The 25,547-nt window shown below is 39.2% G+C and carries 20 protein-coding genes; 15 read left to right on the top strand and 5 right to left on the bottom strand.

The genetic code is table 11. From position 1 onward, the window contains the following. Window positions 1-92: 92 nt before the first annotated feature. A complete protein-coding gene (locus EL079_RS06295) occupies window positions 93-2,015 on the top strand; it encodes a beta-glucoside-specific PTS transporter subunit IIABC (protein WP_003033160.1) in 1,923 nt (640 codons plus the stop codon). A 159-nt stretch (window positions 2,016-2,174) separates the two neighbouring features. Continuing rightward, complete coding sequence (locus tag EL079_RS06290) at window positions 2,175-3,434, top strand: CapA family protein (protein ID WP_003033168.1); 1,260 nt, start codon at window positions 2,175-2,177, stop codon at window positions 3,432-3,434. Window positions 3,435-3,529: 95 nt separating this feature from the next. Here EL079_RS06290 and EL079_RS06285 read toward each other — a convergent pair whose 3' ends face one another. The 3 genes from EL079_RS06285 to EL079_RS06275 form a co-directional block, all read right to left on the bottom strand. Next, window positions 3,530-4,366, bottom strand: a complete 837-nt coding sequence (locus tag EL079_RS06285; protein ID WP_003033179.1) for a C39 family peptidase — start codon at window positions 4,364-4,366, stop codon at window positions 3,530-3,532. Between the two features lie 92 nt (window positions 4,367-4,458). Further along, the gene (locus EL079_RS06280) at window positions 4,459-5,004 is read right to left on the bottom strand and encodes an HXXEE domain-containing protein (RefSeq protein WP_003033159.1); all 546 of its coding nucleotides are present in this window, start codon (window positions 5,002-5,004) and stop codon (window positions 4,459-4,461) included. 14 nt (window positions 5,005-5,018) lie between these two features. Continuing rightward, window positions 5,019-5,888, bottom strand: coding sequence for an AraC family transcriptional regulator (locus EL079_RS06275; protein ID WP_003033148.1), 870 nt, complete (start codon window positions 5,886-5,888; stop codon window positions 5,019-5,021). 111 nt (window positions 5,889-5,999) lie between these two features. Here EL079_RS06275 and EL079_RS06270 point away from each other — a divergent pair, with 111 nt between their 5' ends. Further along, window positions 6,000-7,439 (top strand): glycoside hydrolase family 1 protein, encoded by a 1,440-nt coding sequence (locus EL079_RS06270; RefSeq protein ID WP_003033146.1) that lies wholly within the window; start codon window positions 6,000-6,002, stop codon window positions 7,437-7,439. Continuing rightward, the gene (locus tag EL079_RS06265) at window positions 7,429-7,815 is read left to right on the top strand and encodes a VOC family protein (RefSeq protein WP_003033183.1); all 387 of its coding nucleotides are present in this window, start codon (window positions 7,429-7,431) and stop codon (window positions 7,813-7,815) included. The genes EL079_RS06270 and EL079_RS06265 overlap by 11 nt, the downstream gene beginning before the upstream one ends. Before the next feature lie 279 nt (window positions 7,816-8,094). Here EL079_RS06265 and EL079_RS06260 read toward each other — a convergent pair whose 3' ends face one another. Beyond that, window positions 8,095-9,240 (bottom strand): cobalamin-independent methionine synthase II family protein, encoded by a 1,146-nt coding sequence (locus EL079_RS06260; protein WP_003033157.1) that lies wholly within the window; start codon window positions 9,238-9,240, stop codon window positions 8,095-8,097. 357 nt (window positions 9,241-9,597) lie between these two features. Here EL079_RS06260 and EL079_RS06255 point away from each other — a divergent pair, with 357 nt between their 5' ends. The 11 genes from EL079_RS06255 (at window position 9,598) to EL079_RS06205 (ending at window position 24,732) form a co-directional block, all read left to right on the top strand. Further along, a complete protein-coding gene (locus tag EL079_RS06255) occupies window positions 9,598-10,446 on the top strand; it encodes a Cof-type HAD-IIB family hydrolase (RefSeq protein WP_003033165.1) in 849 nt (282 codons plus the stop codon). Next, a complete protein-coding gene (locus tag EL079_RS06250) occupies window positions 10,428-11,060 on the top strand; it encodes an SGNH/GDSL hydrolase family protein (protein ID WP_003033177.1) in 633 nt (210 codons plus the stop codon). Before EL079_RS06255 ends, EL079_RS06250 begins: the two co-directional genes overlap by 19 nt. A 147-nt stretch (window positions 11,061-11,207) precedes the next feature. Next, the gene (locus EL079_RS06245) at window positions 11,208-12,080 is read left to right on the top strand and encodes a helix-turn-helix domain-containing protein (protein WP_018543676.1); all 873 of its coding nucleotides are present in this window, start codon (window positions 11,208-11,210) and stop codon (window positions 12,078-12,080) included. 408 nt (window positions 12,081-12,488) lie between these two features. After that, window positions 12,489-13,028, top strand: coding sequence for a hypothetical protein (locus EL079_RS06240; RefSeq protein ID WP_003032932.1), 540 nt, complete (start codon window positions 12,489-12,491; stop codon window positions 13,026-13,028). A gap of 142 nt (window positions 13,029-13,170) precedes the next feature. Continuing rightward, window positions 13,171-13,821: a DUF6287 domain-containing protein gene (locus tag EL079_RS06235; RefSeq protein ID WP_018543675.1), complete on the top strand. Its 651-nt coding sequence runs from the start codon at window positions 13,171-13,173 to the stop codon at window positions 13,819-13,821. 34 nt (window positions 13,822-13,855) lie between these two features. Then, the gene (ldcB, locus tag EL079_RS06230; RefSeq protein ID WP_003032935.1) at window positions 13,856-17,836 is read left to right on the top strand and encodes an LD-carboxypeptidase LdcB/DacB; all 3,981 of its coding nucleotides are present in this window, start codon (window positions 13,856-13,858) and stop codon (window positions 17,834-17,836) included. 256 nt (window positions 17,837-18,092) lie between these two features. After that, the gene (spxB, locus tag EL079_RS06225) at window positions 18,093-19,898 is read left to right on the top strand and encodes a pyruvate oxidase (RefSeq protein WP_003030535.1); all 1,806 of its coding nucleotides are present in this window, start codon (window positions 18,093-18,095) and stop codon (window positions 19,896-19,898) included. Between the two features lie 257 nt (window positions 19,899-20,155). Next, on the top strand, window positions 20,156-21,292 hold the full coding sequence (gene lctO / locus EL079_RS06220) for an L-lactate oxidase (RefSeq protein ID WP_003030539.1): 1,137 nt from the start codon (window positions 20,156-20,158) through the stop codon (window positions 21,290-21,292). 254 nt (window positions 21,293-21,546) lie between these two features. Beyond that, entirely contained in the window at window positions 21,547-22,986 is a 1,440-nt protein-coding gene (locus EL079_RS06215; RefSeq protein ID WP_003030525.1) for a 6-phospho-beta-glucosidase, read from the top strand. Between the two features lie 199 nt (window positions 22,987-23,185). Next, on the top strand, window positions 23,186-23,863 hold the full coding sequence (locus EL079_RS06210; protein WP_003026356.1) for a response regulator transcription factor: 678 nt from the start codon (window positions 23,186-23,188) through the stop codon (window positions 23,861-23,863). A gap of 2 nt (window positions 23,864-23,865) precedes the next feature. Then, window positions 23,866-24,732 (top strand): sensor histidine kinase, encoded by an 867-nt coding sequence (locus EL079_RS06205; protein WP_003030547.1) that lies wholly within the window; start codon window positions 23,866-23,868, stop codon window positions 24,730-24,732. Window positions 24,733-24,781: 49 nt separating this feature from the next. Here the strand turns inward: EL079_RS06205 and EL079_RS06200 are convergent, their stop codons facing one another. Continuing rightward, a complete protein-coding gene (locus tag EL079_RS06200) occupies window positions 24,782-25,540 on the bottom strand; it encodes an ABC transporter permease (RefSeq protein ID WP_003030518.1) in 759 nt (252 codons plus the stop codon). Between the last annotated feature and the right edge of the window lie 7 nt (window positions 25,541-25,547).

The following is a 25,547-nucleotide window of genomic DNA, read 5'->3' as shown; positions in this document are numbered from 1 at the left end:
TATTTGGTATGTGTTTAGGTTTTTTTGTTACCGTTGTTCTATATTTATATGTGCAACAACACAGCTGACCTAAAAAATAAAGGAGGTCCATTATGGCAAAAGATTATACTGACTTAGCTCAGGATATTGTTGCTCACGTTGGTGGTAAGGAAAATATTACCAAGTTAGTGCACTGTGTGACGCGTTTGCGTTTTTCTCTGAAAGATGAGAGCAAGGCAGATACGGAATACTTGAAAAATAGAGACGGTATTGTAACGGTTGTGAAAGCTGGAGGGCAATACCAAGTGGTGATTGGGAACCACGTGCCAGATGTGTATGCGGCGGTCATTAAGGAAGCAGGTATTTCTGGTGGGGGAAGTATTGATGTGGATGAGGGAGATGTTCCGCAAGGCAATCTCTTTGACCGCTTTATCGCTTTGGTGTCAGGACTTTTCCAACCAATGCTGGGAGCTCTTTCTGCAGCTGGTATGATCAAAGGTGTAGTTGCCATTATGGCAGCTTGTGGCGTTAAGACGACTGACGGCGCTTATGTCATATTAAATGCCGCTGGTGATGGATTCTTCCAATTCTTACCATTGATTCTGGCTTTGACTGCTGCTAAGCGGTTTAAAATGGAAAAATTCGCAGCGCTTGCGATTGGCTTTGCCTTGGTCTACCCAAATATCGCAGCTAGCTTTACAGGTGCCAAACCACTCTATACGCTATTTGCAGGAACTTTTATTGAGTCAAAAATCTACGCAACTTTCTTAGGTTTGCCGATTATCTTCCCTGCTTCTAGTTATCTATCAACTGTATTGCCAATCATTCTAGCAATTTGGGTCGGCTCAAAAATTGAAAAATTCTTTAAACGAATTATTCCAGATGTTGTCAAAGTCTTTGTTGTTCCATTCTTTGTTATCTTAATCACGGTACCGTTATCATTTCTTGTCATTGGACCAGTCATGACATGGGCTTCTGATATAGTCGGTGCTATTTTCACAGGTATTTATAGCTTCAGCCCAATTATCTATGGAATTATTCTGGGTGCTTTGTGGCAAGTGCTGGTTATGTTCGGTCTCCACTGGGGATTGGTGCCGCTTGCAATTTTGGAATTACAAAAAGGACCAGGTGTCATTCTTGTAGCTTCTATTGCTATTTGCTTTGCGCAAGCAGGAGCATTGCTCAATATCTTCTTGCGTACAAAAGAAGAAAAAGTCAAACAATTGGCTATTCCAGCCTTTATCTCAGCTTTGTTTGGGGTAACAGAACCAGCCATTTACGGGATTACCTTGCCAATGCGAACACCATTTATTATGACTTGTATTGCCGGTGCGGTTCAAGGTGCTTATCTCGCTTTCTTTAATGCCAAAATGCAAGTAATGGGTGGAATGGGGCTCTTTGCGATTCCGTCTTTCATTGATCCAAAAGATTCACTATTACTCATTCACTTCCTTGTAGCAATTGCAATCAGTTTTGTTCTTGGATTTGTATTGACTCAACTTACAAAAATTCCAACTCTTTATGATGGGGCACAAGAAGTCGCTGCTGAAGAAATCAGTCTGCCAGTTGAAGAGATTGCTCCTGAGCAAGTCATCACAGCTCCGCTTAGCGGGAAAGTGGTCGCACTCGAAGATACGCCTGATGCTGTTTTTGCAAGTGGTGCAATGGGTCAAGGGATAGCAATTGAGCCTAGCGTTGGCGAAGTTGTCACTCCTGCTGACGGTGTGATTCGTCTGCTTTTCCCAACCAACCATGCGATTGGCTTAGCGACTGATGATGGCGCTGAAATCTTGATTCACGTAGGTATGGATACAGTCGCTCTTGAAGGAGAAGGCTTTATGGCACATGTTACTCAAGGCTCAAAGGTCAAGGCGGGTCAATTATTGCTAAGCTTTGATATAGATACTATCAAAAAAGCAGGTTATCCTGTTACAACTCCAATCATTGTAACCAATACAGCTGATTATAAGACAGTTGAAGCATTAGCTGGTGGCGATGTGAAACTAGGCGATGATTTGCTGAAAGTAAGTAAATAATCTAAGAAAAGGACAAGCAAAATTTGTAGAGTTCCAAAACAGTTGGTCGAAAAAATCAACTAGAGCTACTACAAGCATGCTTCGTCCTTTTTATTATTTATCATTTCCTGCGTCATGTTTGCTTCTTTGTGCTACAATGTAGATAGAGGAGAATGGAACATGAAAAGATCAGAACGGAAAATACAGTCAGCAACTAATTGGCAGTTTATTTTAGGCTTGCTTTGCGTAGTGTTTTTAGTAGCAAGTGGGATTTTATTAGCTGAGAAAATAAACGATAGCGTTAAGACAAAGTCGACAAAAACAAGTATTGTACAAAAGAAAAAAACGTCCTCTTCCCTAAACGGTGTACAGACGGCTCGTATCATGGCAAATGGGGATTTGCTGTATCATGACCTTCTATATATGAGTGTTTTACAGTCAGACGGGACGTATGATTTCACAGAGAATTATCAATATGTCAAGCCTTGGTTGAAAAAGGCGGACTTGGTATTAGGAGACTTCGAAGGGACTATCCGACCAAATTATCCTTTGGCGGGTTACCCACTGTTCAATGCGCCAGAGTCGGTGGTGTCAGCTATCAAAGATGCTGGTTATCAAGTTGTGGATTTGGCACACAACCACATTTTGGATTCTCAATTGGAAGGTGTTTTTTCAACGGCAAAAGCATTTGAGCAGCACGGAATTACACCGATTGGGGTTTATACACATAAAAACAGGGACAAAACCTCACTTGTCATTAAAAAAGTAAATGGAATTAAAATTGCACTTCTAGCTTATTCTTATGGATTTAATGGCTTGGAAGAAAACCTCTCTCAGGCAGACTACAATCATCATTTGTCAGATTTAAATGAAGAAAAGATGAAAAAAGAAATTGAGCGAGCCAAAAAAGAGGCAGACATTACCATTGTCATGCCTCAGATGGGGGTTGAATATCAATTGGAACCGACACAGGAGCAAAAAACTCTTTATCATAAGATGATTGAGTGGGGAGCGGACATTATTTTTGGCGGGCATCCGCATGTCGTTGAGCCGTCAGAAGTCGTCAAACAAAATGGACAAAAGAAATTCATTATCTATTCTATGGGTAATTTCATCTCCAATCAGCGAATCGAGACAATGGACGGTGTGGAAAATAAGAAATGGACAGAACGCGGCGTGCTCATGGACGTGACGGTTGAAAAATCAAAGAAAGGGACAATTATCAAGGATGTACAGGCACATCCGAGTTGGGTGAGTCGTGTGGCAAAAGGGACGTATTCACCGGAAGGCTATCCTCTCTACACCTACCAGACCTATATTTTGGAAGATTTCATTGAAGGTGGAAAATACCGTGATAAATTAGACCAAGCTACCAAAGAACGAATTGACACAGCTTATCAGGAAATGAATGAGCATGTAAATTTGAAATGGGACGAATGAGTTTATTCCTTTAAAGAAAAAAGACCAGAGATTCGTGCATTGAGAATTTCTGGCTTTTTGCTTTCGATACAATTCAGTAATAGAATAGAAGAGTTTTACCATGCATAGTTTGGCTCAGTACAACTTACCATTGTATGTAGCAATTCTTCTGGACTAACAATTTTCAGCCCAGCATAAACAGGATCTTGAACCATATAAGAAGGATCTAGGTAATATATATAGGCAACATCTGAACCATCTGCTGTTAAGACATATCCTACACCAATAACATTATGCTCTCCACTTCTATCTGGATACATTTTTGAATTATCAATAGTATAATACATTGGATAGCCGTCATTGATATTTTGAATCAGACGTTTTTTGAATCGTTTCATATCTTCTGAATCAGAATTAGGATTCGCTACAGTTGCTAAACGATAACCTGCTTGATTTCCTGACGGTACATCGTAGCCAAACAAATGGCGATTTAAAACTTTTATGGCATTGCTATTATGAGTTCCAAAAGTTTCATCTGTTCCCATTTCGTTGGCTAACTGGGCTTGGTCAACCTGAAGACCTCTACTTGCAAGTATCATGGATACTGTGGCTGGAGCACAGTAATTCCACCGTCGTTGGACAATTGTAGAGATGTTTAGTTGAACTTTTTTTCCTCCTGCATGACTGTCTTTGTCTGTGTTATCTATAGATTCAGAGGGGACCTTTTCATTTGCAGTTGAAGCATTGCTTTCTTCAGGAGTTGCGGTTTGAGAAGAACTTGTCTGACTTGAACTAGAAGCACTTTGTTGAGAAGTAGAAAAATGAGAGCTTTGCGTTTGCTTGATTTTAACAGTATCTAATGACTTCGCTGGTGCTGTTTTTCCGTGAGTACATGCAGTGATAAGAATGAAAACTAATAAGAAAACGATTGACGAATGTATGTCTTTTTTCATAATTCTATCTCCTCTTATTCCTCAAAATCATCATGCTGCATTTTTAACTTTAATCCCATGAATCCGTTTACATTTTTAGTGTACCATTTATGTTACAGTTTTTCAATCTTTTCTGGGTTGTAAAAAATCTTATTTACCCACTTGGAAAATAGTTTCCCTAACCAGAGTGCAAAAAAGAGATTGCTGATAATGATGAGAACGCCAATGAGACTGAAAACAAGAAGTTCAATTGTGTTGATATGAAGTAAAGTGGTGGTTTTCCAAATGATAATACTGCTAACTGGTAAGCATAGGATAGAGGTCGCAAGAGCTGGGATATAGCGCCTAAGCCAGATAGCTTGCAGGATATGAGTCACCAAATGAAGAGCAAAAGCCACAAATCCTCCCAGCCAGATGAGATAAAGTAGGCGGGTGTGGTAAAAAAGAGCAAAGAAAGAAATGAGGGATACCACGACAAATTCCTCTGCCACGGCTAGTGCGAAACCTTCTGTGGATAAGCTTTTGTGGGTATTTAAAATGAAGACAGCTTTTTTCTCCAGTAGTTTTTCATTCCGCTCTATCCATGGCATGAAGCCGATGATTTCTTCTAAATCATGAAAAATGAATAGCAGCGGAAACAACCAGATAGTATCTTTCATTGAATGCCTCCTTGTTATTTTTTCCGATATTGACTAGGAGTTATTTGGTAATACTTTTTAAATTGACGATTGAAGTTAGAGAGATTGTTAAAGCCAGATTGTGTAGCAATCTCTAGGACGGGCAAGGTAGAGTGTTGCAAGAGTTCAGCCGCTTTTCGCAAGCGAAATTGAATCACGTATTCCATGCAAGATACCCCAAGATGTTTCTTAAAGAAATTCATGAAATGGGTATCGCTGTAACTACAAATTTGAGCAAGCTGATCAATCGTGAGTTCCTCTTGATAATGACTACCGATATAGTCAATGATGGTACGGATTTTTTCTTCCTTGCGATAGCCTTCTAAGGATTGCTCTTTTGAAATCACATAGCCATTTTCAAATAAGAGAAAAAAGAGTTGGTTGAGCTGGGATTTGAGCTGAAATTCAAAATACTCTGTACGGTAATAGCCTGTTTTCATGGCATCAAGTAAACACTGCCGAATGTCTGCATAGGCTGGCTGATTGGGCTTGATGACACGAACAAAATCCAGCTGACCATTATAAAGTGGCTGCAAATATTCAATACTAGCTTGATCCATCGCAGAATAGCCCATTAAGTCCAAATGAAAGTTAATCGCATCCATATAGTGGCGGCGATTTTCAATCGGGTGAATGGAGTGAAGAGCGTTGGGACGAATCAGGATAATATCACCTGCTTCACTATTAAAGTAATCATAATCAATGTGAAACTGCGCAGTTCCCTCATGAACATAAACCAGTTCAACATCCGTATGCCAATGAAAGAGAATGTCCGGCTGACCGTTTTTTGTAATGGTTCGTGTGAGAGAGTAAGGTGTGCCTTGATTTTTGTAAACGATATTTTTGTGTAATGTTCCTAGATCCATAAGTGTAGCCTCTTTCGTAGAATAATACCAATTTATAAGAGAATTGTGCTAGAAAATACTCTTGCCTAAGATTATAATATAATTAAGTGAAAAATAAAAGAGGTAGAAGCCATGGGTAAATTTCCAGCAGATTTTCTTTGGGGTGGTGCAACAGCTGCCAATCAATACGAAGGTGCTTACGATATGGATGGTAAAGGTCTTTCGGTTCAAGATGTGACGCCAAAAGGTGGCATACCAGCTAATGCAGGTGATCTCAATCCTTTGATTACAGATAGGCCAACAGCTGATAACCTAAAATTGGAAGGAATTGACTTTTATCATCGTTACAAAGAAGATATTGCCCTTTTTGCAGAAATGGGCTTCAAGGTTTATCGTACTTCTATTGCTTGGTCACGGATTTTCCCAAATGGTGATGAAACGGAGCCAAATGAAGCAGGTCTAAAGTTTTATGACGACCTTTTTGATGAATTGGCCAAATATAACATTGAACCTTTGGTGACTTTGTCACATTATGAAACACCTTTGCATTTGGCGCGTCAGTATAATGGTTGGGCAAATCGTGATTTGATTGGCTTTTATGAGCGCTATGTTCGTACCGTCTTTACTCGTTACAAAGACAAGGTGAACTATTGGTTGACCTTTAATGAAATCAACTCTGTTTTACATGCGCCGTTTATGAGTGGAGGGATTGCAACTCCAGTAGAAGAATTGTCCAAACAAGATCTTTATCAAGCTGTTCATCACGAACTAGTGGCATCAGCTCTTGCAACTAAAATTGGGCATGAAATCAATCCAGACTTTAAGATTGGGTGCATGGTACTAGCTATGCCGACTTATCCGATGACGCCAAAACCAGAGGATGTACTGGCTGCTCGTGAGTTTGAAAATCAGAATTATCTTTTTTCAGATATTCATGCGCGTGGTAAATATCCAGCATATATGAACCGTTTTTTCAAGGAAAATGGAATCAAGATCCAATTTGCACCGGGTGATAAAGAATTGATGTCAGAGCATACCGTAGATTTCGTCTCCTTCTCTTATTACATGAGTGTGGTTGCTGCCCATGATCCGGAAAGTTATTCTTCTGGTCGTGGAAATGTGCTGGGTGGGTTGCAAAATCCTTATCTAACTGCTTCAGAATGGGGCTGGCAAGTGGATCCAATTGGTCTGCGTCTGGTTCTCAATGCTTTCTATGACCGTTACCAATTACCGCTCTTTATCGTAGAAAATGGTCTTGGTGCGAAAGATGTCTTGGTAGATGGTCCTGATGGTCCGACTGTTGAAGATGATTATCGCATTGATTATCTTAAACGGCATTTACAGCAGGTCGGCGAAGCAATTGAAGATGGTGTTGAACTCTGGGGCTACACCACTTGGGGCTGTATTGACCTTGTGTCTGCTTCAACAGCTCAGATGAGTAAGCGCTACGGATTTATCTATGTTGATCGAAACGATGATGGAACAGGGACTTTGGCTCGCTATAAGAAGAAATCATTTGATTGGTATAAAGAAGTTATTGCAACGAATGGAGGAAAACTCTATGAAGATTGAGCACGCAGCCCTTTATGTTCGAGATTTAAAAGGAGCTAAACGCTTCTTTGAAACATATTTTGAAGCGAAAAGTAATCAGCTTTACCATAATAAAAAAACAGGTTTTCAGTCTTACTTCCTCAGCTTTGACGAAGGGGCGAGATTGGAAATCATGACTCGAAAGGAAGGTTTAGCGGAGAACAACCAAGAACTTCTCTTTTTGGGGTATCACCATTTGGCATTTAGTCTAGGAAGTAGAGAAAAGGTAAATGAACTGACAGCGAGGCTTCAAGCAGACGGCTATCAGCTTTTAAGCGGACCGCGTCTGACAGGTGATGGTTACTATGAAAGCTGCATTCTGGCTTTAGAAGGCAATCAGATTGAATTGACAGTATAATTTGATAAATTTGCTCCTTATAAAAAAGGCCGAATCTTTCGATTCAGTCTTTTTCAGATTACACAAATGAATTGAAGAATTGTAACAGAGGGGCAAGGGAAAATGGTTGAAGTGTAGATTATTGTAGTTTTGTCTTCAAAAATTTCTCAATAGAGAAATCATTTTAATAGTATTCTTTTTCAGTGGTATTTATTGCTGGAAATCAAAAAGACAAACCTCAAAAAGAAGTTTGTTTTCGCGTTTTTGTCAGTGTTCGCTAAATAGTCATGTGCTTGCAGTTTAACCCCAAAATTTCTTAGCAATTTCTTGGCCTTGTTTGATTTTGGCCCATTGCTGTGGGATAGCCAACTCATTGCCAGAATCACAAGAAGCAAAACCGCATTGATGGGACAGCAGCAAACGTTCCTTAGGCAAAATGGTGCTGGCTTGTTCTAATAACTTGAGAACACGTTCTTCATCATCAAGATCAGTTGTCTTACTGGAAAGGAGTCCAAGAACAACTTCAGCATCTTTATCTTTAAGAGAAGCAAGGGCTTTCAAATCACCTGAGACGTCACTGTCCCATTCTAAGAAGAAGCGGTCATAATGTTGCTCACGCAAGAATTTTTCTGCAATCGCTTCATAAGTTCCGCCTGAGGCAGAACGGCTTTCATAATTTCCGCGACAGTTATGTGTCCAAACTTTGAGTCCTAATTGATGACCGTAATCAGCTACTTCGTTATTGATCGCAATAAATTCATCCGCTAAGTCAGCTAGCGCAGCATTGCCATCAGCAAAAAACGAAGCAGGATTTGATTCATCAAAAAGTTCCCAAAGGCAATCATCAAACTGGATGATTGCCCCGCCAACTTCCTTGTATTCTGTCAAGAATTCCTTGTAGGCCTTGATAAGACCAGCTTTTAATTCGTCATTGGTTTTGTAAACTTGCCCTTCACCAGCAAGTTTATCAAAGATAGCCAGTTCAGTATAAGCATGCGCAGGTCCCCAAATCGTTAATTTTGTTTGCGTATCACCAGCTTCTTCCTTGAGCAGTTTGTAACTATCTAAGAAATGATGATTTTTACCTGAAAGTGGCTGAGTAATGCGAATACCGATGTCTTTACGTGTTTCGTACTGTCCGCCATCATGGTCTTTAAAAGTGTAGCCGTGGTCTGCAATGTAACGTTCAATACCTTTAAGTCCCCAAATAAAATCTAAATGCCACATGGACTTAGAATATTCACCATCTGTCAAAATATCAATACCATTTGCCTTTTCATCAGCAATGACCTTTTTAATCTCTGCTGTTTCTGTTTCACGATAACCCGGAAAACTATCATAAAAAGGATACTGAATGTCATCACGATGTTCAATTTTATTTTTATAGTTAAGCAGATCAGCTGGACGAAGAAGAGATCCAACTAGTTGGAATTTTGATTGTGTCATATACATGCCTCTTTCTAGATTTCTTGCTTTTTATTGTACAAAAGCTGAGCACTTTTGAAAAATAGTTAATTTAGAGAAAAGAATATAGTTTTAAACTATAACTAAAAAGACCAATCCTTGCTTGAATACAATTGTTTCCTCTTCAACTCTCTTTTTGGTAAAATAAAAGAAAAACTTTGTTTACTAGGATATGTTTAGACGTAATATAATCCTTTTGAAATAAGATGTAAATGTAGCCAATAATGTTTTGCATTATCCAAGCGGAATTACAGAAATGGCAAAAGGATAGTCATACATTATGAAATAAATGAACGATGAGATTTAAATTTGAAATGAATAATTGTTAGAGGTGATAACATGCCAATTAAGATGATTGTGACTGATATGGATGGCACGCTCTTAGATGAAAAAGGAGAATTCGATCGCGACCGGTTGAAAAATATATTGGATGAGCTGGACAAGCGGGAGATGCGGTTTGTGGTGGTAACTGGTAATGAAATTCATCGAATGCGCCTGCTGTTTGGTGATTTGCTGGAGCGCGTGACCTTGATTGCCGCAAACGGTGCGCGAATTTTTGATAAAAACGAGATACTGCTGGGCACATGTTGGTCTCCGGACTTGGTGGCACAGGTTTTGTCTTATTTTGAAGGGAGAGAACGCGATGTACACTTAGTTGTTACAGCTGAAAATGGTGCCTTTGTCAAAACGGGGACAACTTTTCCAATGATTGAAAAAGTTATGACAGCAGAAATGGCACAAGAATTTTATCGAAAGATAAACTTTGTCGAAGCATTGCGTCCGGACGATTTTCCACAAGTCTTGAAAATGAGTATGATGGTAAACGAGCAAGTAGCAGTTCAAGCTACTCGACAGCTCAATCAGGATTTTGAAGGTACCTTAAATGCGGTCACAAGCGGTTATGGAGCGATTGATATTTTACAAAAAGGGATCCATAAAGCTTGGGGATTGAAACAACTGATGCAAAAATGGAAAATTCAAGAGCAGGACATCATGGCCTTTGGAGATAGTGAAAATGACATTGAAATGCTGCAATTAGCAGGGATTTCCTATGCTATGGAGAATGCTGATCCGAGAGTAAAAACAGTTGCCAATTACCTTGCACCAGCCAATACAGAGGCGGGCGTCCTGACAGTATTAGAGAACTATTTGAGGAAAGGAGAGAGTCAATGGCTGTCCAATTATTAGATGAATGGCTTTTGAATGAGCAAGAGCAGATCAGAAAAAAATACCAAGAGTTGAATCGTATATCCGTCAAAGACCCCGATGTACTTTTTCTGGGAGATTCTATAGTTGAATATTTTCCATTGTACGAGCTGTTGAAGACGCCCAAAACAGTGATAAATCGTGGTATTCGAGGTTATCGGTCGGATTTGCTACTAGAGCATTTAGACTCTCTCTTATTTGGGCAGGCAGTTGATAAGATTTTTCTTCTCATCGGCACTAATGATATTGGAAAGGAAATTCCGCAGCAAGAAACGGTAAAAAATGTGGAAAGCATCATCCAAACGATTGCTAGAAATTATCCTCTTGCAGAAATCTGCCTTCTGTCTGTTTTACCAGTCAATGAAAGCCCTACTTACAAAAAGCGCGTTCATCTAAGAAGCAATCGAAAAATTCAAAGTCTCAACCATGTCTATCAAGAGTTGACTTCTGCTTATATGAATGTGACTTTTGTCAATGTCTACGACAGTCTGTTAGACGAAGCAGGACAATTAGCAGAAGCATTTACCACTGACGGGCTGCATTTGACGGTCGCAGGCTATCAAGTGCTGGCAGAGCGAATAGCAGAACAGTTATAATCTTTGAGTCAACTATAGATTAGCAATTTTGAACTCGTTTTAATGGGGATAATATCAAAAAATTATTATTGTCATAAAAATTTAATTTTATATACTTTAACTCATATGATATAATGAAAAATAATTATAAAATGTTGAAGGAATAGTATGAGTACATTATTAGCTACAAGATTAAAAAGTAAGCGATTGGAATTAGGGGTATCCCAAAAAGAATTAGCAGAAGGAGTATGTGAGCAAGGTCAGATTAGTAGAATGGAAAAAGGCAAGTATATGCCTGGTTCGGATCTTTTATATTCATTATCCAAAAAAATGAATGTACCAATGAACTATTTTTTTGATGATAGTGTACTTGGTGAGACATCTAAGTTGGTACAATTCAAAGAGCTGGTAGAATCCTTTCTAGTAAAGCGTGAGTATGATTCATTAAAATATTTATACAGTTTAGAAATTGATAAACAACATAGATTGCCACTATCAGACCAAAATTATCTTGAATGGATAGGGGCAATTGTTTCATTTCATTGTGATAATAAAAGAGAAGAGGCTATTAAAAAATTAGAACAAATGCTTGTGCGATTAAGTAAAGATGAGTTAATGTACCTTCGTATCTCTAATACCTTGCTTAATTTCTTTTTAGAAGAAAAAAATAATGATGAATTTGAAAAATGTTATCAAGCGGTACTAGCTAAACTTCAAAGTATTGATTTTACTCATACAATAGAACTGAAAATTTATATTAAAATTAGATATAATTTTTGCCGATATCTTTGGAAAAGTTTTCAGATTGAGAAGGGAATAGAAGAAACGCTTGATGTTATTGAAAAATGTAATGAATACAGTTGTAGTTATTTATTAGCAGATTTATACTGTATATTAGCGAATATTAGCGAGGATTTTTCTAGCCAAAGTATTGTAAAGCAATATTTTACATTTTCGCAAGTATTATATAAACTCAGTGGTAATGAAAAAATGGCTTTAATACTTGAAAAGTATCTTCGTGATAATTTTAAAAAAATATAAGTTAAAAATAAGATATAATATGAGAAACACGAATAAATTTATGTCCAGTTTATGATGGAGATAATTTTATTTGTGTTTTATTTTTGAAAAAATTACATTAAAACTATGGAAACATGCCCAAATACATAAAATAATTATAGTTATAATTTTAAAAAAAATAATTATTTTTATAAAAATCTATTGCAATAATTTATTCAAAGGGATATAATGTGTACCTAGAAAGGGGATTTAACTCTCTGAAAAACATGAAGAATGTTATCAAAATTTTGTTATTCCTATCAGGAATATGAGAACAAGGTAATTGTTACAAATAAATTACAAATATTTCTAAAATATGTTGATTTTTACAAAACAAAGTTATATAATGACTTTGGAATTTAAAGATTCCTGAAAAAGAAAGGAAATACAATGAAAAAATCATATAAATTGGCAAGTGTAACCATGTTATGTTCCTTGTTTTTACTTGGTGCTTGTCATAAAAACGAAGTCAAAAGTGGGACAAATGGACATTCAGTAAAAACAACGAAAACAACAAAAAGTAGTAGCTCTACAAAGACAAAAGCTTCTCAAAATAACAAAACGTCTACTAATGATAATAAAACAACTGATAAAGAGCAAGACAAGTCGGTTACAAATGCTCAATCATCAGAGATTAGTAACTCAAATAGCCAAAATAGTGCAAGTAGTCAGCAATCTTCGACTCCTTCAATTGTTCAATCTCAAGGAGGAGGTACTCAAGTGACCTCTGGAACTCTTGAACTGTACCAAGACACACCAGTTTATGCTTCACCAGATAAATCAGGCGAAGTTGCCTACACTTATCCTAAAGGAAATGTTGATTGGGATCAGTATGTTTTTGAAAACGGTGAAAATTGGTATAGTTTTGTAGTTTCTAATGGAACAGAGTCTAAGCGTTACTACATAGCCTATTCAGATGTAAAACACTAAGGATATTGTTGACTTTTCCTCCTCAGGTAATAGAAATGTTACAAATAAATTACAAATATTTCTAAAATATGTTGATTTTTACAAAACAAAGTTGTATAATGATTTTGGAATTTGAGGATTCCTGAAAAAGAAAGGAAATACAATGAAAAATTCATATAAATTAGTAAGTATAACTATGTTGTGCTCTTTGCTTTTACTGAGCGCTTGCCATAAAAATGAAACAAAAAGTGATTCGAATGACCATTCGACAGTAAAGACTGCACAAAGTAGTTATAAAAAAGCAAAATCATCTAAAGCTAAGAAAAAGATGACTGCTAATGCGAGTAGTAATAAAAAAGCAGGGGACAGTACTCAATCTGCTGCTAGTGAACAGATGTCACCTGCTCAATCGTCAACTACTCAACCCTCTTCAAGTACAACTAACGCCGATAGTAATACTTCTCCTGCAGCAGAAGCAAAGTCTACAGTTGACGTAAACGCTCTTGCTAGTGGTGATTTTTCAACAATTTCAGGAACTTGGAGTAATGACTTGGGAAAAAGTATTACCATTAATCCTAATGGTCAAGCTGCTTTTGCAGGTGAGAAAAGAGAGTATGGTCTTACTTCTGAAAAAATAGTCGCAAACACATTTTGGGGAACGATTTATCCTAAAGACGCTCAAGTAGGTGGTGCTGCTTTTATTGTGGTTCCTGCTGGTGTAGCTGATCCTGTTACGGGACAGGTTTCTAATACAGACCGGATTTTGAGTGGGCAAGATGAAAATGCCAATACACATCCTTTCTACAGAAATTAAGATGATAGAAATAAATTAGAAAGTAGGACAAGTGATGAAAAAAATGTTTGATCACAAAGAACAACGTTTTTCCATTCGTAAATATTCGTGTGGTGCAGCTTCTGTTTTGATTGGGTGTGTCCTCTTTATGGGTGGTCAAGCAGTATCGGCTGATGAACAAGTTACAACAGACACAAGTATTGAAACGTCTCAAGTAAATACTGCCGCAAAAAATAATATTCAAAACACAACTGGATCAACTGCTGTGGCTCCTCAAACAGCAACAACTCAGAAAGAAGTTGTTGAAAAAGCACCTGCACCAGTTCGTTCATCAGCAACTATGATGTCTGTTGAAAAGTCTTCTGTAGATACTCAAGAAACTACAAAAATTGTAGACAAAACTGCCTCTGCAGCAACAGATACAAGACGTGTTCAATCTACTACTGTTGATGCAGCGACACAGACAGAAGACGAAACAACAAATTCATCTGTTGATGCAACAACAGACACAGCTACCCCTTCAACAACTGTAAAAGTTGAAAAGAATCCTGCTGAAAAAGAAGCAGGAAAAAAAGAAATTGATGTCGCAAAGTTGATGGATAAAACGCAAACAGCGCACGAAGCACGTTTGGCAGAATCCAAAGTAATACAAACTGTACCTTCTTTACCAAGCCAAGGTTACTATACTTATACGAAACGTACAGAAGTGAAAAATGAACCGAAAGCAAGTGCAGCATTGCAGTTTTATGTGAATGCAGGCGATCGCGTTTACTATGACCGAGTTTTGGTTGCGGATGGTTACCAATGGCTTAGCTATCGCTCTTATAGCGGTATCCGTCGTTATGCGGCTATTAATAAGTTGGTAACAGAACCAGTTCAACCTGCAAAGCCAACACCTTCTTCAACAGGAACACTCCCTTCTAGAGGAAGATATACTTTCTCTGAAACGGCAGAGGTTAAGAATGAAGCCAAATGGTCAGCTCCGACACAATTTACTTTTAATAGAGGCGATAGCGTTAACTATGATAAAGTGTTGGAAAATGATGGTTATCAATGGATTAGCTATATTTCTTATAGTGGAATGCGTCGTTATGCAGCTGTTACAAAGTTAGCTCAGCCAGCACCTCAAAGACCAGCTCAAAGTCAAGTGACAGGTACGATTCACATTGAAAACAAGACTTCCCAAGGTTTCGATGTGGTGGTAACGAATGTCAGCTCGACCAAGGGTGTGAAGACGGTGAAGTTGCCTATTTGGTCTAGTCAAGGCGGTCAAGATGATGTGATCTGGTACGATGCGATTAAGCAAATAGATGGCACCTATAAGTTGAGTGTAGATATTCGCCGTCATAAAAATAATCGCGGTGAATATAACATACACATGTATTACATTCAGTCAGATGGTAGCCTGCAAGGGGTAACCGGCACAACAACTAAAGTAGAAGAACCGAAATACAGCGTGACAGGTACCATTCACATTGAAAACAAGACCTCGCAAGGCTTTGATGTGGTGGTGACAGATGTCAGCTCAACCAAGGGTGTGAAGACAGTGAAGTTGCCTGTTTGGTCCAGTCAAGGCGGTCAAGATGACATCATCTGGTACGATGCAGCCAAGCAAATAGACGGCACCTACAAGTTGAGTGTGGATATTCGTCGTCATAAGAATAACTACGGTGACTATAATGTGCACATGTATTACGTTCAGTCAGACGGCAGCTTGCAAGGTGTGACGGGTACCACGACTAAGGTGGAAGAACCTAAATATAGTGTGACCGGCACGATTCACATTGAAAATAAGACTTCGCAAGGTTTTGATGTGGTGGTGACAGATGTCAGCTCCACCAAAGGTGTGAAGACAGTGAAGTTGCCTATTTGGTCTAGTCAAGGCGGTCAAGATGATGTAATCTGGTACGATGCAGTTAAGCAAACAGATGGCACCTATAAGTTGAGTGTGGACATTCGTCGTCATAAGAATAACTACGGTGACTATAATGTGCACATGTATTACGTTCAGTCGGATGGTAGCTTGCAAGGTGTAATGGGTACCACGACTAAGGTGGAAGAGCCAAAATATAGTGTGACTGGCACCATTAACATTCAAAATAAGACATCTCAAGGCTTTGATGTCCTGATTACAAATGTGTCAGACAGCAATGGAATTTCTAGAGTGAAAGTTCCTATCTGGACAGATAAGGGCGGTCAAGACGATATTATTTGGTATGATGCCACTAAGCAAAGTGATGGAAATTATAAAGTTTCTGTCAATATTGATAAGCACAAGGGGGAATATGGCGAATATAATATTCACCTTTACTACATTGAATCAAATGGCAAAGTAAGAGGTGTTAGCGGTACCAAGACAACCGTAGTGGCACCAAGTTCTGCAAGAGAATCCATTCCGTCTCAAGGAGTTTATACTTTTAAAAAGGAAGTTGAAGTCAAAAATAGTCCCACAATGACGGCTAAGACTGAATTTACCTTTGCAAGAGGAGAAAGAATTCGCTATGATAAGGTATTGGACGCAGATCATCATCAATGGATTAGTTATGTTAGCTACAGTGGTACACGTCGCTATATCCCAATTGCAACCTTAACAAATGAAGAAGCTCCCAAACCTGTTCAGGTGACTGGCACGATTCACATTGAGAATAAAACTTCGCAAGGCTTTGATGTGGTGGTGACGAATGTCAGCTCCACCAAAGGTGTGAAGACAGTGAAACTTCCTGTTTGGTCTAGTCAAGGCGGTCAAGATGATGTGATTTGGTATGATGCAGCCAAGCAAACAGACGGCACTTACAAGTTGAATGTGGACATTCGTCGTCATAAAAATAATCGTGGCGAGTACAACATTCACATGTACTATGTTCAGTCGGACGGTAGTTTGCAGGGTGTAACGGGGACTACGACTAAGGTGGAAGAACCCAAATACAGCGTGACTGGCACGATTCACATTGAAAACAAGACTTCCCAAGGTTTCGATGTGGTGGTAACGAATGTCAGCTCCACCAAGGGTGTGAAGACAGTAAAGCTGCCTGTTTGGTCCAGTCAAGGCGGTCAAGATGATGTGATCTGGTACGATGCGATTAAGCAAACAGATGGCACCTATAAGTTGAGTGTAGATATCCGCCGCCATAAAAATAATCGTGGCGAGTACAACATTCACATGTACTATGTTCAGTCGGACGGTAGTTTGCAAGGTGTGACGGGTACGACAACTAAGGTGGAAGGCCCTCAAACAGGTGCAAAAGAAGTACAATATAATGGCTCCTACTACTTTATCCAAGGTAAATATGATGAAATTGTAGTGGCAAACAAAAAGCATCCGATGGCTGCTAACTACAATCCTGGTGAAAATCCAACTGCAAAAGCTGCCTTTCTTCGATTAAGAAATGATATGATTGCTCAAGGCTATAATGTTGGTTATGCTTACAGCGGATTTAGAAGTTATGATTATCAAAAAGTTCTGTATCAAAATTATGTGAACAAAGATGGTCAAGCTGCTGCGGATCGTTACTCTGCACGTCCGGGTTATAGTGAGCACCAAACAGGTCTTGTCTTTGATTTAACGGATAAAGCGGGCAATCTTTTAGAGGACGCTGCTGCAAGTAATTGGTTGAAGAACAATGCACATCGCTACGGTTTTGTAGTCCGTTACCAACCAGGGAAAGAAGCTTCGACAGGATACATGCCAGAAGCATGGCATATTCGTTACATCGGTAAGGAAGCTGATGAAGTTTACCATTCTGGTTTGAGTTTAGAGGAATATTATGGCTTTGAAGGTGGAGATTACGCTTCATCAGTAACCCCGTCAAAACCAACGACTCCGTCTCCCCAAACACCCTCTATCCCTGCTCAAGGTGTATATCGTTTTACAAAACGCTCCTCTATCAAAGCAGAAGCTAGAATGTCAGCTCCTGAATTGGCTTATTATGATGCCGGGCAATCGGTCACTTATGATAAGGTTTTGAATGCAGATGGTGCGACATGGATTTCTTACATTGCTTTTAGCGGAAAGAGACGGTATATTGCTGTTGCTTAATTCAAACTTTACAACATCTACGGTTGAGAATCCGTAGGTGTTTTTTTATATTTGAAAAGCATTGTTTATTATGTCACAAACTTAGATAAAGCATAAAAGGAAATGCTATTGTGTATAAGCTTTTTGATATTTTCTGAGATTGTGAAAATCTGTGAGCAAATTTTTTGTAAACGAATTCAAAAAGTATTATGATATTACCGTAACTAAAAAACAGATTTTGAAATTGCAATTCCATTCTCTGAGATGGAGGATTATTATGTCTAATGTGAAAACAGTGCCTGCTGCTGTTGCTATGCTTCGTGTATTGGAAGCATGGGGTGTGGAAAATGTTTACGGTTACCCTGGTGGTTCTGTCAATTCAACTATGAATGCGCTGGATCTGGAAAAGGAAAATCTTCACTTTGTTCAAGTTCGTCACGAACAAGTTGGAGCTCTTGCAGCTGCAGCTCATGCTAAATTGACTGGAAAAATAGGCGTAACTCTTGGGTCTGCTGGTCCTGGTGCTGTCAATCTTTTAAATGGCTTGTACGATGCGCGGGAAGATCATGCTCCGGTTTTAGCTTTGGTCGGTCAAGTGCCGAGCACAAACATGAACTATGATTATTTCCAAGAGTTTTCTGAATTACCGATGTTTAGTGATGTTGCGGTTTACAACCGAGTAGTGATGACACCAGAAAGTCTCCCCTATGTTGTCGATAAAGCGATTCGTGAGGCTTATAAACATAATGGTGTAGCTGTTGTTATCATGCCAAATAACTTTGGTTATGTAGAAATTCCAGATGTAGATTATGCTTCTCATACAGCAGAAAAAAACTTACCGCTGCCCCAAGCAACGGATGCCGAAGTGGATCAATTTCTTGAACTAGTAAAAGCAGCTAAGCGTCCTATCTTTCATGTAGGTTCTGGTATCGGGAACAATGCGCAGTTATTGATAGAACTGTCTCAAAAATTGCAAATTCCGATTGCTGTAGCGGGTCTGGCTAAGGGCAAAATTCCAGATGACTTTGAAGCCAACTTAGGAAAATTGAATCGTGCCGCCTCTAAGGTTGGTGATGAAGCTTTTGCGGCAGCTGATCTGGTGATTGCTCTTGGGACAAACTTCCCATTTGCCAACTTAGTTTATCGTTCTCATGATTTTAAGTTTGTTTCTATTGATATTGATGCTGCTAATTTTGGTCGTCATCACTACTTGGATTTAGGAATTTTATCAGATTCTGGAAGTTTTCTGAAAAAAGCCTTGGAACGTAGTGAAGCGGTCGCTCCGCAACCATTTTATCAAGCAAGTGTGGCAGCTATGAAAGATTGGAAAGCTTATCTGGAACGTTTAATGCAAAAAGCAGACGGACCACTAGAGTTTGAGCAAGTTTATCGCGAAATCAACCGCATTTCAGATGCCAATGCTGTCTATGGTATTGATGTTGGGGACAATATTATCAATAGCTTCCGCTTCTTAAACTTTACATCAGAGAAGAAATGGACCATCTCCGCTCTTTTTGCCACCATGGGTTATGGTGTACCAGCTTCTATCGCAGGTCAATTTGCTTTCCCAAATCGCCAAGTTTTCAATATTGCTGGAGACGGTGCATTTTCAATGGTAATGCAGGATCTGACGACCCAAGTCAAATACCAGTTGCCAATTATCAATATTATCACTTCTAACAATTCACTCAACTTTATCAAGTCTGAACAGGAAGATCTGGTCATGAACTTTTCAGGCGTAGATCTCTACGAAGTAGATTTTGCGAAAGTTGCAGAAGGAATGGGAGTAGAGGGAATAACGGTTAAAACTTTAGAGGAATTGCCAGCTGCATTTGACCGCGCGCATGAAGTTTCAAAATCTGGAAAGCCTGTTTTGATTGATGCTAAAATCACAGACAAACGTGGTATCCCTGTGGAAGAGTTGGAATTGGATATTGTTGATGGTGACTTTGTAGAAAAAATTTCTGCTGGTTATCAAGAAACACATGGTCAAATGAGTCCAGAAGAATTCTTTGCGGCTTATGATGGGCAAGAGCTGCGACCTATTACAGCTTATTTCAAAGAATATGGTGTCAAGCCATAACTTGAGCCACAGCTTATCTTAATTTTTACGACTGTTTATAGTAGTTAGAGCGGGAGGGCATCCCTCTCTAACTCTACTATAAATTTCAGAAGCTGTTTCACTTCATTAAATTGGTATAAATTTTATACAAATTCTTATTATTCTGATCTGTTAGATAGACTGATTGAATTTTTTGTTTTGAAAAAATGAAAGCGCTTGCTTATCGAAAGTTCAATCTGACTTTCTCTGCAGATATGCATTAGACAGGAGGAAACATTATGTCTTACCAAACTAGTAGTGCTGAAGGCCCAGTTGATTTCATTAACACTTATGATTTAGAGCCCATGGCTCAGAAGGTCATTCCCAAAGCTGCATTTGGCTATATCGCAAGTGGAGCCGAAGATACTTTTACTCTGCGGGAAAATATTCGTGCCTTTAACCATAAGCTAATTGTGCCTCATACGCTTCGCAATGTGGAAAATCCAAGTACAGAGATTGAATTTGACGGGGATAAACTATCGTCTCCAATTATTCTAGCTCCGGTAGCAGCTCATAAGCTGGCGAATGTACAAGGAGAAGTGGCTTCAGCAAAAGGTGTGCATGAATTTGGTTCTCTCTACACCACAAGCTCTTATTCAACGGTCGATCTTCCAGAAATTTCGCAAGCTCTTCAAGGAACACCACATTGGTTCCAGTTCTACTTTAGTAAAGATGATGGCATTAATCGTCATATCATGGATCGGGTTAAAGCAGAAGGGTATAAAGCAATTGTTTTGACAGCGGATGCGACTGTTGGGGGCAATCGTGAAGTGGACAAACGCAATGGCTTTGTTTTTCCAGTTGGCATGCCGATTGTAGAAGAATACCTTCCTGATGGTGCAGGCAAGACAATGGACTTCGTTTACAAATCAGCTAAGCAAAAATTATCCCCTCGTGATGTGGAATTTATCGCATCTTACTCAGACCTTCCTGTCTATGTCAAGGGTCCACAATGCCGTGAAGATGTAGAGCGCTCGCTTGATGCCGGTGCTTCTGGTATTTGGGTAACCAACCACGGTGGACGGCAAATTGACGGCGGCCCGGCAGCATTTGATTCATTGCAAGAAGTGGCTGAAACAGTTGACAAACGTGTACCAATTGTCTTTGACTCAGGTGTCCGTCGTGGTCAGCATGTCTTTAAGGCACTTGCTTCTGGGGCAGATTTAGTGGCTATTGGGCGACCTGTGATTTATGGTCTAGCTCTTGGTGGTAGTGTTGGTGTCCGCCAAGTCTTTGAGCATATCAATGATGAATTAAAAACAGTGATGCAATTATCTGGTACCCAAACGATTGAAGAAGTAAAACACTTCAAACTTCGTCATAATCCTTATAATCCAACTTTCCCAGTAGACCCACGGGATTTGAAATTGTACTAAAATGGATAAATTATCATCCAACTCTCTTTGGCGTTTCAAAGGGAGTTTTGTTATGCTAAGCGATAGAGAAATGAAGTCAGATACCCGATTTTAATAAAAACGTTCAGTTCTAAATGACAAAAGTTAGCAAAAGTCGTTAATGTACTTGGAAAATAGAATAGTATCACTATTTGACAGTATTTTATAAGAAAACTTCTTATTTGTTTGTTATAATATAAAGTGTAGAAAACGTTTTATATTATAAGGAGGAAGATATGACAGAAAAATTGACTTTTCCAGATGGATTTTTATGGGGCGGAGCAACCGCTGCGAACCAATGTGAAGGTGCCTATGATGTTGATGGTAGAGGTCTTGCCAATGTCGATGTGGTGCCGATTGGTGCGGATCGTTTCCCGATTATTGCTGGTAAGAAAAAGATGTTTGACTTTGAGGAAGGCTATTTCTATTCGGCAAAAGAGTCCATTGATATGTATCATCATTTTAAAGAAGATATTGCACTTTTTGGCGAAATGGGCTTTAAAACTTATCGACTCTCTATCGCCTGGTCTCGGATTTTTCCAAAGGGAGATGAGCTGGAGCCCAACGAAGCAGGCTTGAAATTTTATGAAGACCTCTTTAAGGAATGCCATAAGTATGGCATCGAGCCTCTGGTGACCATCACCCACTTTGACTGTCCTATGCACTTGATTGAGGAATACGGAGGCTGGCGCAGCCGCAAAATGCTGGAATTTTACGAGCGTCTCTGCCGCACTCTTTTTATCCGCTACAAGGGGCTAGTCAAATACTGGCTGACTTTCAATGAAATCAATATGATTCTCCATGCACCGTTTATGGGAGCAGGACTTTACTTTGAAGAAGGGGAAAATGAAGAGCAGGTCAAATACCAAGCAGCTCATCATGAATTGGTAGCGTCAGCTATTGCGACCAAGTTGGCACATGAGATTGACCCTGAAAACAAGGTTGGCTGCATGCTGGCAGCTGGTCAGTATTATCCAAATACAGCCAATCCGGCAGATTACTGGGCAGCTTTGCAGGAAGATCGGGAAAGCTATTTCTTCATCGATGTCCAGTCCAGAGGAGAATATCCAAACTATGCCAAGAAGAAATGGGAGCGTTTGGGTATTGAGGTTGAAATGACAAAAGAAGACCTAGACTTGCTCAAGACCTATACGGTGGATTTTATTTCCTTCTCTTATTATTCTAGCCGTGTGGCTTCTGGTGATCCAAAGGTCAATGAAAAAACTGCCGGAAATATCTTTGCCTCGCTTAAGAATCCTTACCTAGAAGCTTCTGAGTGGGGTTGGCAGATTGATCCGCTGGGCTTGCGAATTACCCTCAATGTCATCTGGGATCGTTATCAAAAACCCATGTTTATCGTGGAAAACGGTCTGGGAGCAGTTGATACACCGGATGAAAATGGCTATGTCGAAGATGATTACCGCATTGACTACCTAGCTGCCCATATCAAGGCTATGCGTGATGCAATTAATGAAGACGGCGTAGAACTTCTAGGGTACACCACTTGGGGCTGTATTGACCTAGTTTCTGCTGGAACTGGCGAAATGAAAAAACGCTATGGTTTCATCTATGTAGACCGTGACAACGATGGAAACGGCACACTCAAACGCTCCAAGAAAAAATCCTTTGACTGGTATAAGGAAGTCATTGCGACTAATGGGGCAAGTGTGAAATAGAGCAATTGGGGCGTGAGACAAAATTTAAAATCATTTTAATCGGCTCTCTTATTTCAAGAATTCGGTGAGAGTGGGGCAGAAATCAGTAGCTTCGTAGAAACTTGATTTCGTCATCCCACTCTCTTTTTTGCTTTCCGTTGACTTCCGTCTTTTTCCTTGTTACACTATGGATAAGAAATTTTGTTGGAATGGACGTAATATGGCCAATATTTTAATCATCGAAGATAACAACGATATTCATGACATTTTAAAAGATTTGTTTGAAACTGAGCACAGGGTTTTCTCGGCTTATTCTGGAACGGAAGGACTTCTTGTTTTTGCGCAGGAAGCAATTGATTTGGTATTGCTGGACATTATGCTGCCAGGGAAAAATGGCGATCAGGTCTTGGCAGAAATTCGCAAAAGCAGTCAGATTCCGGTGGTCATGCTGACAGCTTTGGGTGAGAAATCGCTGGTCAGTCAATATTTGTTGGATGGTGCCAATGACTATATTGTCAAACCGTTCGATCTGGATGAGGTTTTTGCACGTGTGACCGTGCAGCTTCGTAACCACCTTTTACAAGAGCAAGCAACAGAAATTCAAGGGATAAAAAATATCCGTCTTTCACCAGACACATTTGAAGTGGTCAATGGAGAAAAGCGAGTTCGTTTAGGCAAGAAAGAGTATCAGATACTTCAAACCTTGCTTCATCATCCGAAGAAAATTTACACAAAAGAAGAACTGTTTGAGTTGATTTGGGAAGAGGCATATTTTCCGGGAGATAATACGCTCAACACTCATCTAAGCAATCTTCGTAAGAAATTGGCACAAGTAGATGATTCGGAAGAATATATCGAAACGATTTGGGGACTGGGTGTACGGCTTAAGGAGGACTGAGAATGCTTGAATTTATACTAATTATGTTCATTGGTCTGCTTGGGTTCTTGCTCGTGCGTTATCATGTTGCGGTCCGTAATTTTTCACAGCAGATTCGTGAGAAACGAGAAACTGGTAGTCAAATTCGTTTGGCACCTCAAAACCACAGCCAAACGATTGTTGAGTTGGCAAATGAAGTTGAAAAGCTCTTTCAAGAAGTAGAGCAGACACGTTTTATCGCTCGTCAGGAAAAGAAAACCTTGGATATGGCGATTAGCAATATTGCTCATGATATTCGCACACCCTTGACCATTGCTAGTGGCTATACCCAACAACTTATAAAGGGAAAAGAAGAAAATGAACAGCTGTTGAAAATTGCGACCAATCTGTCCGTTGTTTCCAATCGTTTAGAAGCTCTCATGGAATACCGCCGTCTTATGGAAGGTGCAGTTCGACCACAATTTCGGCAAATAGACATTTCCAAACTGGTTGCAAAGCAAATGCTTCCTTATTATGATGTCTTTCAAAAGCAAGGAATTGAATTGCAAGTAAATTTGCAGGAGAGTTTAATGATAGAGTCAGACCCAGAAATTTTGGAGCGGATTGTCCAAAATATGCTGAGTAATGTCCTCAAGCATGGAAAGGAAACTGCCCAGCTGTCTTTAATCCGAAAAGATGCGGCTATTCATTTAAGTGTAAAAAACATTGTCCGTCAGCCCATTCAACATTTGGAAAAATTGACCAATCGTTTTTATTCTGAAAACCTCTCTAACACGGAAGAATCTTCTGGTTTGGGACTTTATATCACTCAACAACTGGTAGATATTCTTGGCGGTGATTTAACCATGAAAGCTAAAGGAGAATGGTTTGAATTGCTTATCCGTTTGTGAATATTTTATACAGAAAAACAGCTAATCTTTGACTAGCTGTTTTCTTTTGTTATAAATCTTTTCTTTTAAATACCTGTATACCACTAAATGTAAAAAGAAGTGTGATGAGAAGAGCGATGGTTATGGTTTTGAAGACCATATCCTGTTTAGAAACCATGTCAAAATAGAATTGCATGTTCAAGTATTTCAACCAGTCAATATCTGGATAAAAGGCAGTTGGCAGACTTAGCAGGGAAACACCGATCAAATAAGTGAAAATAGCAGCTATAATAGAGTTGGTAGCATACAGTACGAAAGAAACAAGGCTAACCCAAGCTAGGGTACAAATAAATTGAACCCCTATCGTAATGAGAAAATTAGAAAGAAAATGTTTGGGTGCGGTTCCCATACCATTGATGAGCGTAGCTGGAATAAATGAGGAATAGGTTAGAATCAATTGAAGTACGATGAGAGTTGCCAGAACAAGGAATTTAGATAAATAGAATTCTGCCCGTGAAATACCACTAGTAATAGAATTTTTATATAATTTCTGAGTGAGATCAATTCCAATCAATAAAACAACAAGGATAATAGTAAAGATAATGGTATTACTAAGATTATCAGAGGTTTTAGTGATAGCCTCAAAGCCAGTCCAACCTCCGTTATCACCCAGTTTTTCAAAAGCTTTTGTATCTGTATGAACTCCGATACTTCCCACAACACCGTAGAGCACACCTAATAAGAGTGTGATGATAAAAAGGATTTCTGTAATCCAAAAACCTTTTGAACGAAAAAGACGATAAAAGTCTGCTTGAATTGTGTGGAACATGATAAAC

It is taken from the genome of Streptococcus anginosus, assembly GCF_900636475.1.
Classification (GTDB): domain Bacteria; phylum Bacillota; class Bacilli; order Lactobacillales; family Streptococcaceae; genus Streptococcus; species Streptococcus anginosus.
This window is presented reverse-complemented; position numbering and strand designations above follow the sequence as displayed.

Bases quoted from the DNA above. Each gene is read 5' to 3' on its own strand.
- spxB (WP_003030535.1), top strand. From the start codon at position 18,093: ATGTCTAATGTGAAAACAGTGCCTGCTGCTGTTGCTATGCTTCGTGTA.
- lctO (WP_003030539.1), top strand. From the start codon at position 20,156: ATGTCTTACCAAACTAGTAGTGCTGAAGGCCCAGTTGATTTCATTAAC.
- EL079_RS06245 (WP_018543676.1), top strand. From the start codon at position 11,208: ATGAGTACATTATTAGCTACAAGATTAAAAAGTAAGCGATTGGAATTA.
- EL079_RS06215 (WP_003030525.1), top strand. From the start codon at position 21,547: ATGACAGAAAAATTGACTTTTCCAGATGGATTTTTATGGGGCGGAGCA.
- EL079_RS06240 (WP_003032932.1), top strand. From the start codon at position 12,489: ATGAAAAAATCATATAAATTGGCAAGTGTAACCATGTTATGTTCCTTG.
- EL079_RS06235 (WP_018543675.1), top strand. From the start codon at position 13,171: ATGAAAAATTCATATAAATTAGTAAGTATAACTATGTTGTGCTCTTTG.
- EL079_RS06210 (WP_003026356.1), top strand. From the start codon at position 23,186: ATGGCCAATATTTTAATCATCGAAGATAACAACGATATTCATGACATT.
- EL079_RS06260 (WP_003033157.1), bottom strand. From the start codon at position 9,240: ATGACACAATCAAAATTCCAACTAGTTGGATCTCTTCTTCGTCCAGCT.
- EL079_RS06265 (WP_003033183.1), top strand. From the start codon at position 7,429: ATGAAGATTGAGCACGCAGCCCTTTATGTTCGAGATTTAAAAGGAGCT.
- EL079_RS06255 (WP_003033165.1), top strand. From the start codon at position 9,598: ATGCCAATTAAGATGATTGTGACTGATATGGATGGCACGCTCTTAGAT.
- EL079_RS06280 (WP_003033159.1), bottom strand. From the start codon at position 5,004: ATGAAAGATACTATCTGGTTGTTTCCGCTGCTATTCATTTTTCATGAT.
- ldcB (WP_003032935.1), top strand. From the start codon at position 13,856: ATGAAAAAAATGTTTGATCACAAAGAACAACGTTTTTCCATTCGTAAA.
- EL079_RS06270 (WP_003033146.1), top strand. From the start codon at position 6,000: ATGGGTAAATTTCCAGCAGATTTTCTTTGGGGTGGTGCAACAGCTGCC.
- EL079_RS06250 (WP_003033177.1), top strand. From the start codon at position 10,428: ATGGCTGTCCAATTATTAGATGAATGGCTTTTGAATGAGCAAGAGCAG.
- EL079_RS06200 (WP_003030518.1), bottom strand. From the start codon at position 25,540: ATGTTCCACACAATTCAAGCAGACTTTTATCGTCTTTTTCGTTCAAAA.
- EL079_RS06295 (WP_003033160.1), top strand. From the start codon at position 93: ATGGCAAAAGATTATACTGACTTAGCTCAGGATATTGTTGCTCACGTT.
- EL079_RS06290 (WP_003033168.1), top strand. From the start codon at position 2,175: ATGAAAAGATCAGAACGGAAAATACAGTCAGCAACTAATTGGCAGTTT.
- EL079_RS06285 (WP_003033179.1), bottom strand. From the start codon at position 4,366: ATGAAAAAAGACATACATTCGTCAATCGTTTTCTTATTAGTTTTCATT.
- EL079_RS06275 (WP_003033148.1), bottom strand. From the start codon at position 5,888: ATGGATCTAGGAACATTACACAAAAATATCGTTTACAAAAATCAAGGC.
- EL079_RS06205 (WP_003030547.1), top strand. From the start codon at position 23,866: ATGCTTGAATTTATACTAATTATGTTCATTGGTCTGCTTGGGTTCTTG.